Raw genomic sequence first — 8,980 nt, 5'->3', positions numbered from 1 at the left:
GAATTCGTCCGTCCGTTTCAGTCCCATAGTTCGTCTCCTTTGTTGCAATAAATGCTATCAAAGGAGCGGCATCAAACCGCGACACGTCCAATTTTGGCCGGTAATTGCATCGGTTCGGGTACTGACATGTGTTCGGCCTGTTGCGCGGCGTTTGCACATGCCGCTGGCCCCTATGGTGTTAGCGGATCCGGTCCAATTCAGAACCACGTGCTCAAAGCACTCTGTCGCAAGCTGGTTTTTCCGACCCGGTCTCACGATCCTTATGCCATACCGTCCATTGTCCTCTTCCGTTTCCGCCGCCTCGCGGCCACAGACGCCTTACGCGTTGGCAGCCGGAGCCCGGTAGACTTCCCCTGTGTTCATCAAGGCCCAAACGATCCTCGCCATCATGTTCGCAAGGGCCACGCGAACCAGCAGTGGCGGCTTGCGTTCGATCATGCGGGCAAGCCAGGGATCGGTTTCCGTTCTCTTACGTGAACGCCACATAACAACGCTGTTGGCACCGATGATCAGTAACCGCCTGAGCGAACGTTTTCCCATCTTTGTCGTTGCGCCGAGGCGCTGCTTGCCCCCTGTTGAATGCTGTCTTGGAACCAGCCCGAGCCAGGCGGCGAAGTCGCGCCCTCGCGGGAACGTTTCCGGCGGCGGGGCCAGGGCCACCAGCGCAGTTGCGATGAGCGGACCAATCCCAGGCACCGTCATAAGGCGGCGTGCCGTTTCATTTGACCGCGCGCGGCGGGCAATCTCGGCATCCAGTTCTTTGATCTGACCCTCCAGCTGGTTCAACATGCTGATCAGCCTTTCTAAGCACTGGCGCAGGCCTCCATTCAGGTTGTTTGCAAACCCACAATGGCACACCGAGGCCAGCGGGGGCCTCTACACCTTCAGAACCGTACAGGATTTCTCAAATGGAGCGATTTCTTTGCCGACCCGGTGGCAGAACTGGTCGATATGGAACTTAGAACGCTCTGTGGCGGGATCGTCCGGTGGTCCGGCTGATCTCACGAATTGATCGCATTTGAAGAAGGCGGACTTGTACGAAGCCTCGATAGCTTCCAATCGGGTCAGGTCGAAGACTTGGTTGCGGAATTTGGCCTCAACCCAGCTGAAGTTACCGAAGTGCGCGGAGATTCAGACGATCAAGCCCTTTGGATCAGATATCTGAAATAATGAATCGTCTGCACCCGCTACACTTGCGTTCCCCAGCAATCCACTTATGAAAGTGCCATCAATTGACCTAGGGAAAGCTTGCGATGCGCATGCGCGATACGTTCATCAAACCGATGCACCCTGAAGGCATTCGGTTTGTCGCGATCTTTGCCGCCATCACGGTCGGTCTGTTTCTCCTGTCCGACATTCTGGGCTGGATTGGCGTCGGCCTTACGATCTGGTGCTACTATTTTTTTCGCGACCCCGAACGCGTATCACCGACAGGGGAAGGCCTGATTGTCAGCCCGGCGGATGGGGTGGTATCGCTAATCGAAGCGGCAGTGCCGCCGAGTGAGCTTGGGATGCCAAACACGCCCCTCACTCGTGTCAGTGTATTCATGAGCGTCTTTAATTGCCATGTGAACCGCGCGCCCATTGAAGGTGAGATCACCGCCGTTGCCTACCGCCCCGGCAAGTTTTTCAACGCATCCCTAGATAAGGCCAGTGCCGATAACGAGCGCAACAGCCTGCGTATTCGAATGAGGAATGGTCAGGACCTGGCCGTGGTCCAGATTGCCGGCCTAGTGGCCAGACGGATCGTCTGCTTTGTGAAATCTGGCAACGCGCTTCAAACCGGAGAGCGATTTGGATTGATCCGTTTCGGATCCCGGCTGGATGTTTATCTTCCAGATGGCGTGGAGCCGCAGGTGCGTGTCGGGCAAACGATGATTGCCGGCGAAACCATCCTTGCCAGTTTGCACACACCCAATGAAAAGTAGGTGGCTGGATCAGTGACAGAACCATCCGAACAGGAAGAGACCGGGTTTGCGCTGATTCATTTGCTGCCCAATGCACTGACAATAACAGCCATTTGCGCGGGCCTGTCGGCAATCAGATTTGGCGTTCAGGGAAACTACGAGCTTGCGGTGCAGTTGATTATAGCCGCTTGTGTGCTGGATGGGTTGGATGGGCGCATTGCGCGCTTGCTCAGCAGTGACAGCAAAATCGGGGCAGAACTGGATTCGCTCGCGGATTTCTTGAACTTCGGCGTTGCCCCGCCGCTTGTTCTCTATTTCTGGGCTTTGCAGGATGTACCCAGTGCTGCATGGCTCGCCGTGCTGTTTTTTGCGGTGTGCTGCGTTATGCGCCTTGCTCGGTTCAATGTGGGCAGCAAGTCCGAGACCTGCGAACATGACAGCGCTTATTTCGAGGGGGTTCCAGCCCCTGCAGGGGCGCTGCTGGTCATGTTGCCAATGTATCTGTCCTTCGCTTTCGCGGATGCGCCCGCGCTGCCCAGTATATTGATTTGCCTCTTCATCGTGATCATTGGTCTTTTGCTTATCAGTCGCATACCGACCTGGTCTTTTAAAACCACGCGGATTTCACGCGAGAACGCGAAGTTTTTTCTCATCGGTGTCGCTGTTGTTGGCGCCGCGCTGCTGACCTTTGCCTGGGCCACGCTGATCGCGCTTTGTGTCGGATATGTGGGACTGGTCGCCTGGGCGTGGATTGACAGGGAAGCACGTTCTAACCGTTAAGGATACGATATGGACATCAAAGCCGTTCAAACCTCTTACGCTCGCTGGGCACCCGTCTATGACAAGACGTTTGGGGCCGTCACCAATGTCGGGCGGCAGCATGCGGTTGACTATATCAACAGACATTCTGGCAAGGTTCTGGAGGTTGGCGTGGGCACCGGGCTGTCACTGGAACATTACGGACCCAGGACTCAGGTGACCGGAATAGACTTCAGCGAGGACATGCTGCAAAAAGCACGCGGCAAGGTAAGAGATTTATCCCTGAGCCACGTTGCGGAGCTAAGGCAAATGGATGCCCGCGCACTTGATTTTCCGGACAACCATTTCGATACCATTGCGGCGATGCATGTGCTGTCCGTCGTTCCAGAACCGGAAAAGGTAATGGCGGAAATTGTGAGGGTCTGTAAACCCGGCGGCAGTGTGGTGATTACGAACCATTTCAAACGAGAGCGAGGTCTGCTGGCAACCTTGGAACGCGCGTTTGCGCCAATTGCTAACACAATCGGTTGGCACTCTGACTTCGAAATCGACACGGTATTACAAGAGCAAGCGCTAACTGTCGAAGAGCAAAGAGCCCTACCACCGATTGGGATGATGACCTTTCTGGTTTTGAGAAAGTCAGTGGTTGCATAGTGGTCTAATGAAAAGTTAGCGCCTACTAAAACAGGAAGCCGAGCAGAATGACAGGTATTGCCAAGTTGATGACCTGAGCATGTGAGGTATTGGCGAAGACAGGATCAAGCGGTCATTTCCGCAGTGTACTCGTCCCAGAGGTTGAACGCGTCGGAACGAGCGTGGCGGTAAGAGTTTGCGGTGAGTTGATAGCGGCTGGGGCGGAAGACCAGGTTGATTTTGTCATGCGCAGACAGAAATCTCTGAGCCTTTAGGTCAGACTTGAACCGGCCCATGATCTTTTCTCGTTTGCGGGTTGGTCGGTGCGACACTTCGATGGCGTTATTCAGACCTTTGTGGGCATGATGGTCAACCTCTGGTGCAAGTATTTTGATCGGCTTGATATAGCTGCGCAATTTGTCGGTGATGACGACCCTGGGTTCGCCAAACTTGGCAACCGGCCCGAGCAGCCAACAGATCCTCAACGTCAGCTGTGCTCAACCCAAAGCGATGGTAAGCCCAGACCGCGTAGGCAATGATCTCACGAGAAAAGCGAAAACTTTTCAGGAGTGGCATGATCGTTGGGATGTTCATTGGCGCGACATAGCTGGATCATTCAACGTGAACAACTTGGCAATACCGTCGAGTTAGGTTCTTTCGCAAACTTCTCTGAGATCTGCATACATGAAGCTGGAGGGACGATTGTCCAGCCAGTTGGCTGAACTGCTGAAAAAGACGGAATATGGGCGTGAATTGACCTTTGCTGATCTTCTTGAAGACTGTTCGGAAACTACTCGATGGGACCGAACATGAGATCACGTACGTTCGACAATTGGGCAACAAGGCCGAAGACAGTTACTCAGCTGCGTCCACGCGAACCGTCCTGATGCTGGGATCAATACGGCTGTAGGCGGCCAGAAGTCGCGCCGACCACTTCTGCGAAATATAATCGGCCATGAATCGTGACGGTGCGATAAGGACAACACGCCCCCCTGCCCTTTCAGCTTCGGACAGATGTTGAAACCAGCTTGCCCACAGTTCCGGATCGCGACCGTGTAGAATCGCCTGTACCTGCGACCACACATCCCCAGCTGGGCTGTCAGGGGCACTGGGTTTGGTTGCAAAGGGTACGACATTCGTTTCGGGTTCCGGCACGTCAGTCATCCGGGCTTGAAAGTCCGATCCGATAACAGACCACACCTCTTCGGTGTCAATCAGGATTTGTTTCAGATCGATCTCGTACACGGCTACACGACCCCGCGCTGAGGGCCGTTTTACCGTTACCCAACCTAATGTGCGAAATCTGGACATTTCGCGCTTTACGGTTCTTTCGTTCACTGCCCACAGGCGCGAAATTTCTTCCCGCCCAATGGATAATTCGTTGTTGCGCCAGTTATACCGGGTCGTAATCAACGCAATGATACGCAAAATACTTCGTTGTCGGTGCTTGTCGCCTGACAGCGCATGAACGGTCAGAGCAGATAGTATATCATATTTCAAAGCCGGCGCATTTCGCCCGACCGGTTTCGCAAGCTGCATATCCGTTCTCACCGCTCAGTCTGCCTCTGGCGGGTGTGTCCCGCCAATCTCGCGCCGTTTGCCAACGCTTTTCGTCATCTTGGCCTAATTAGCGTCCAAAGCTTCGATTCTGTCAAGCCAAGACTGGAACATCGCGTGATCTTGCGCAGATCAAACTCAAAAAACGAAAAGAAATTTGGTGAAATATTGGTGATGGGGGTCATTCTGTGTGTCCCCTTATTGGGTCTTTGTGTCCCCCTATATGTGGTTATTTCCTTCGGTCCGTCCCCCTAAATACTGGCTGGATAGGGCTGTCTTGATCGTTTTGTTCCACCTGGGGCGGTCGAATCGCTTCGGGTGTTTTTGCGCCTTGTTTTCTTACCCGTGGGTAAGATAGTACTCTCATCATAATTTCTTTTGCTTAAAGTGCAAATCAAGCGTAAATAAGAAACGAGCAGAAATTTACGTTCCAGACTAAGAGACCCGAGGCATGTACACGCACGAAGACCTGAACGCATTGCGCAATCAGTCCCTCAAGTTGCAGGGGTGGATTCGCCAGCAGACCTTTAGCCCTGAGATGGAGAAAACGCTCCGCCGGTTTTCCAGCTGGGAAGTGTCCGAACTGATCTTCCGGGTGAATCAGTCAACCTTTCGCGGAAAGCTTGCAGCCGATCCTTCCCTACCTGGTGGAGAAGTTGAGCCCGACGGGCGTCAGCGCTGGTTCAGCCTGGAAGAGGTGAACGAACTTCGGCGACGGCTCAAGATTAATCGCAAGTCACTGATGCCCCCTCGCCCTGAAGGCAAGCGCGCCATTCGTGCGGCTGTCGCAAACTTCAAGGGTGGCGCGGGAAAGTCGACCGTGGCGCTGCATCTTGCCCATGCGGCCGCCCTGGATGGGTATCGGGTCCTTGTGGTGGACTTTGACCCTCAGGCAACACTAAGCCATTCGATGGGGCTGACGGATGTGGCCGAAGATTATACGGTCTGGGGGATCATGGCGCGTGACCTCATTCGTGAAACAGAACGCATGAATAACCGCCCCGCCGCTGCAGAATCGGGAACCGCCCTGCCCCGCCGGGAGTTGCCGCCCGCGATAACAGATATGGGCCTGGGCGATCTGCGAATTGCTGATTTCATTAAGAAGACCTCCTGGTCGACGATCGATGCGATACCTTCCTGTGCGAACGCAGCCTTTGTTGAATTTGCGTCGGCCCAGTACCGGCACCTGAATCCCGAATGGTCCTTCTTTGCGGCGGTGTCGCGGTATCTGGATCAGATTCCGGATGACGCTTATGACCTCATTCTGTTCGATTGCCCGCCCGCAATCGGATACCAGTCTATGAACGCGGTCTTTGCCGCAGACATGCTTTATATCCCTTCTGGGCCCGGATATTGGGAGTATGACTCGACCACATCGTTCATCGGCCAATTGGCAGAAGCGTTGGAAGACCTGGCCTATGGGTTCGACAAAACCTTACCCACGGGTAAGATTGGGTTGCCCAAAACCTTCTGTGAGTTGCGGTTCCTGTTGACGCGGTATGAACCGGGCAATGCGCTGCATCTGGCGATGTTTGATGCCTTTAAGAAGGTATTTGGCGAGCACGTCGCACAGCACCCGGTGGAAATGACCCGTGCGGTGGAGCAGTCTGGACGTTTTCTAAGCTCGGTCTACGAAATGGATTACCGCGAAATGACCCGCGAAACCTGGCGGCGCGCCCGCTCAACTTTCGACAATGTGTATGAGGAATTCCGGGGCGTAATGTTATCGGCCTGGGACAAGGTGGAGGATGACGCATGAGCCGCAAGCGGAGAATGTTCGATATTGATCTACCGGCTATGGATGACATTCCTGTTGGTAAGGTGCCGGATAAAGTTTTCGAAAAACGACGTGGCCCAATGGCCGCTGCAATTTCGGAAAATGCCGACGCTTTGCGTGATCAGCAATCGACAGAGCAATCCATCCGTGCAGAAAACGATCGTCTTGCACACGAACTGGTTCGGCTGAGAGCTGAAGGTTTGGTGACAGAACGAGTGGTGCTGAACGACGTTGTAACGGAAAAGCTGACACGAGATCGCAAACCCGGTCCCGATCCAGAACTGGATGAACTTAAGGACTCGATTAGGGAGATCGGCTTGTCCAACCCGATCCGTCTGGAACGCAGGTCGGACGGGCTGTATGAATTGATCCAGGGTATGCGCCGTTTGTCCGCCTATCGTGCTTTGTACGATGAGACCGGGGACGAAACCTACGCCAGAATTCCAGCGGGGATTTCTGACGCGGGTGATCTGGACAACAGTTACCGGCGCATGGTTGACGAGAACCTGATCCGAAAGGATATCTCATTTGCGGAAATGGGCGCCCTCGCCCGTGCATATTCCGAAGACCCAGCGAATGACTGTCCGGATGTCGACAAGGCGGTTTCCACGCTGTTTAAGTCTGCCAGCTATACTAAGCGTAGCTATATCCGGTCTTTCGCCAGTTTGTTGCTGATGCTGGACAAAGTTCTGATCCACCCGAACGACATTCCGCGAAACGTGGGCGTTGAGCTAAAGCGCAAGTTCGACGCGACGCCGGGTCTGGTTCGCCAAGTGAGCGAGGCACTGAAGAGCGAGCCTGATCGGGATGGCGCGCGTGAAGTCGCAATTCTGAGGTCATTTCTAGGTGAGCCAGAAGCCGTGTCCTCGAAGAAGACGGAAGCCGCTAGTGCAGGTAAACCACGCCGCGCGAAAACAACTTTTCAGGTTTCGGGCAGGGCAGGGATCGCGAAATGTGCTGCTTCTAGTGGAAGGATCGAGGTGCGGTATGATCTGGATTTTACCCGCGTTGATCGAAGCAAACTGGAGGCAGCAATTGCCGCGCTGCTCGATGCGCTTCCCGAGGAGGATGATCTTACCCACGGGTAAGATCACGAACTCGCAAGTCAGGTGAAGGCGTCGGAAAGGTTTCGGCGCCTTTTTTGTTTTGCCGCGCAAAGGGTAGGGGCCTTGAGTGACATTGTCGGGTACATCCACTGTCCAAGCTGAACCGGAGGGCGCGGGCCATGGCGTGAACGGGGTAACCGGCATATCAAAGCTTGCTGTCACACCAAGTATGAAGTTTCTCAAAATATCGATTATGGACATAATCTGCTTAGGCATATATCTCCGTTCTGTCGAAAACAGGCGGCGCCGGGAGCGTCGCGCTTGCCCTGCCGACCCGCCGAAGGTCAAACTTACCTAGTGCGCAAGCATCGTTGCGATGTTTACAGTCGAAGATCAGTCGGTTGTGATTTGAGGCATATGTAGTGTTAGCCACTTGCATAAACTACAATATATGCCAACCTCGCTGGCTTAGCACCCAAAAAAGATGTGTCGCAAACTCTGGGGTCTGGTTGACGAGCGTGCGTGATCTGAGTTTTGTACTCGTCGGATAGTTTTGAACAGGTTGTTTGAGCATGATCTCATTGAACGGCTGTCATTTCTCAAGGATGCAGTTTTGTACGCTGTGTACTTCTACCTGCGTTACACGGTGTCGTATCGGGACTTAGAAGAAATCCTGGCGGAACGCGGCGTTCAGGTGGACCATGCCGCTCTCATCAGGTGGGTCGTGAGGTATTCACCGATGATCGCAGCAAGATCGCAGTCGAAGAAACGCCCAACGCCGAGCTCTTGGCGCATGGACGAAACATATGTTCGTGTTCGCGGCAACTGGATGTACCTTTACAGGGCTGTCGACAAGGCAGGAAGTGCCCTTGATTTTATGCTGTCTGAGCGGAGGAACCGTCCAGCAGCAGCCAGGTTTTTTGCCAAAGCGCTGTCTTCAAATGGAGTCCCGAGCAAGATCGTCATCGACAAAAGTGGAACCAACGCAGCGGGCATTCGAGAAGTGAACAAAATCCTTAATCGGTTTGGGTGCCCTGCCAATATTCAAACAGTCAGGTCAAGTATTTGAATAACCTGATTGAGCAGGATTATCGGTTTATCAAGCGTCGCGTGCGGCACATGTGCGGGTTCAAATCGTTCAGGTCCGCATCGGCTATTCTGGACGGCATCGAGGTCGCAAACATGATCCGAAAGCAGCAGTTCCCCAACGCTACGACGTCGGGATTTCAGATATTTGCGGAGATCGCAGGATAGGTGTGTCCGGTTAGTTGCTACTCTAGTCATTCCAAAAGTTTGCAACA

7 protein-coding genes and 2 pseudogenes are annotated in these 8,980 nt (G+C 54.0%); 6 read left to right on the top strand and 3 right to left on the bottom strand.

Annotation, left to right across the window (positions count from 1 at the left end):
* Positions 1-318: 318 nt before the first annotated feature.
* A complete protein-coding gene (locus ACR0BZ_RS18080) occupies positions 319-867 on the bottom strand; it encodes an IS110 family RNA-guided transposase (RefSeq protein ID WP_480920924.1) in 549 nt (182 codons plus the stop codon).
* Positions 868-1,253: 386 nt separating this feature from the next.
* Here ACR0BZ_RS18080 and ACR0BZ_RS18075 point away from each other — a divergent pair, with 386 nt between their 5' ends.
* Genes ACR0BZ_RS18075 through ACR0BZ_RS18065 form a run of 3 tightly spaced genes read left to right on the top strand, consistent with a single transcriptional unit; the run spans position 1,254 to position 3,320 of the window.
* The gene (locus ACR0BZ_RS18075; protein ID WP_480483591.1) at positions 1,254-1,928 is read left to right on the top strand and encodes a phosphatidylserine decarboxylase; all 675 of its coding nucleotides are present in this window, start codon (positions 1,254-1,256) and stop codon (positions 1,926-1,928) included.
* Positions 1,929-1,940: 12 nt separating this feature from the next.
* A complete protein-coding gene (gene pssA, locus ACR0BZ_RS18070) occupies positions 1,941-2,687 on the top strand; it encodes a CDP-diacylglycerol--serine O-phosphatidyltransferase (RefSeq protein ID WP_480558974.1) in 747 nt (248 codons plus the stop codon).
* A gap of 9 nt (positions 2,688-2,696) precedes the next feature.
* A complete protein-coding gene (locus tag ACR0BZ_RS18065) occupies positions 2,697-3,320 on the top strand; it encodes a class I SAM-dependent methyltransferase (protein ID WP_480558976.1) in 624 nt (207 codons plus the stop codon).
* A gap of 104 nt (positions 3,321-3,424) precedes the next feature.
* Here ACR0BZ_RS18065 and ACR0BZ_RS18060 read toward each other — a convergent pair.
* Together ACR0BZ_RS18060 and ACR0BZ_RS18055 are read right to left on the bottom strand one after the other, a co-directional pair.
* Positions 3,425-3,893, bottom strand: a pseudogene (locus ACR0BZ_RS18060) (DDE-type integrase/transposase/recombinase).
* Between the two features lie 261 nt (positions 3,894-4,154).
* Positions 4,155-4,544 carry a DnaA N-terminal domain-containing protein gene (locus tag ACR0BZ_RS18055; protein ID WP_480544108.1) on the bottom strand — a complete coding sequence of 130 codons (390 nt, stop codon included), beginning with the start codon at positions 4,542-4,544 and terminating at the stop codon, positions 4,155-4,157.
* A 763-nt stretch (positions 4,545-5,307) separates the two neighbouring features.
* Here ACR0BZ_RS18055 and ACR0BZ_RS18050 point away from each other — a divergent pair.
* The 3 genes and pseudogenes from ACR0BZ_RS18050 (at position 5,308) to ACR0BZ_RS18040 (ending at position 8,933) form a co-directional block, all read left to right on the top strand.
* Positions 5,308-6,615, top strand: coding sequence for an AAA family ATPase (locus tag ACR0BZ_RS18050; protein WP_480483587.1), 1,308 nt, complete (start codon positions 5,308-5,310; stop codon positions 6,613-6,615).
* Positions 6,612-7,721, top strand: a complete 1,110-nt coding sequence (locus tag ACR0BZ_RS18045) for a ParB/RepB/Spo0J family partition protein (protein ID WP_480833472.1) — start codon at positions 6,612-6,614, stop codon at positions 7,719-7,721. The genes ACR0BZ_RS18050 and ACR0BZ_RS18045 overlap by 4 nt, the downstream gene beginning before the upstream one ends.
* 530 nt (positions 7,722-8,251) lie before the next feature.
* Positions 8,252-8,933 (top strand): annotated as a pseudogene (locus tag ACR0BZ_RS18040) (IS6 family transposase).
* Positions 8,934-8,980: the final 47 nt, after the last annotated feature.

The organism is Ruegeria sp. P8, assembly GCF_056534665.1.
This window is presented reverse-complemented; position numbering and strand designations above follow the sequence as displayed.

What these genes read in the sequence shown, in the direction of transcription:
- ACR0BZ_RS18075 (WP_480483591.1), top strand. Translation starts at nt 1,254, where the DNA reads ATGCGCATGCGCGATACGTTCATCAAACCGATGCACCCTGAAGGCATT.
- ACR0BZ_RS18045 (WP_480833472.1), top strand. Translation starts at nt 6,612, where the DNA reads ATGAGCCGCAAGCGGAGAATGTTCGATATTGATCTACCGGCTATGGAT.
- ACR0BZ_RS18065 (WP_480558976.1), top strand. Translation starts at nt 2,697, where the DNA reads ATGGACATCAAAGCCGTTCAAACCTCTTACGCTCGCTGGGCACCCGTC.
- ACR0BZ_RS18050 (WP_480483587.1), top strand. Translation starts at nt 5,308, where the DNA reads ATGTACACGCACGAAGACCTGAACGCATTGCGCAATCAGTCCCTCAAG.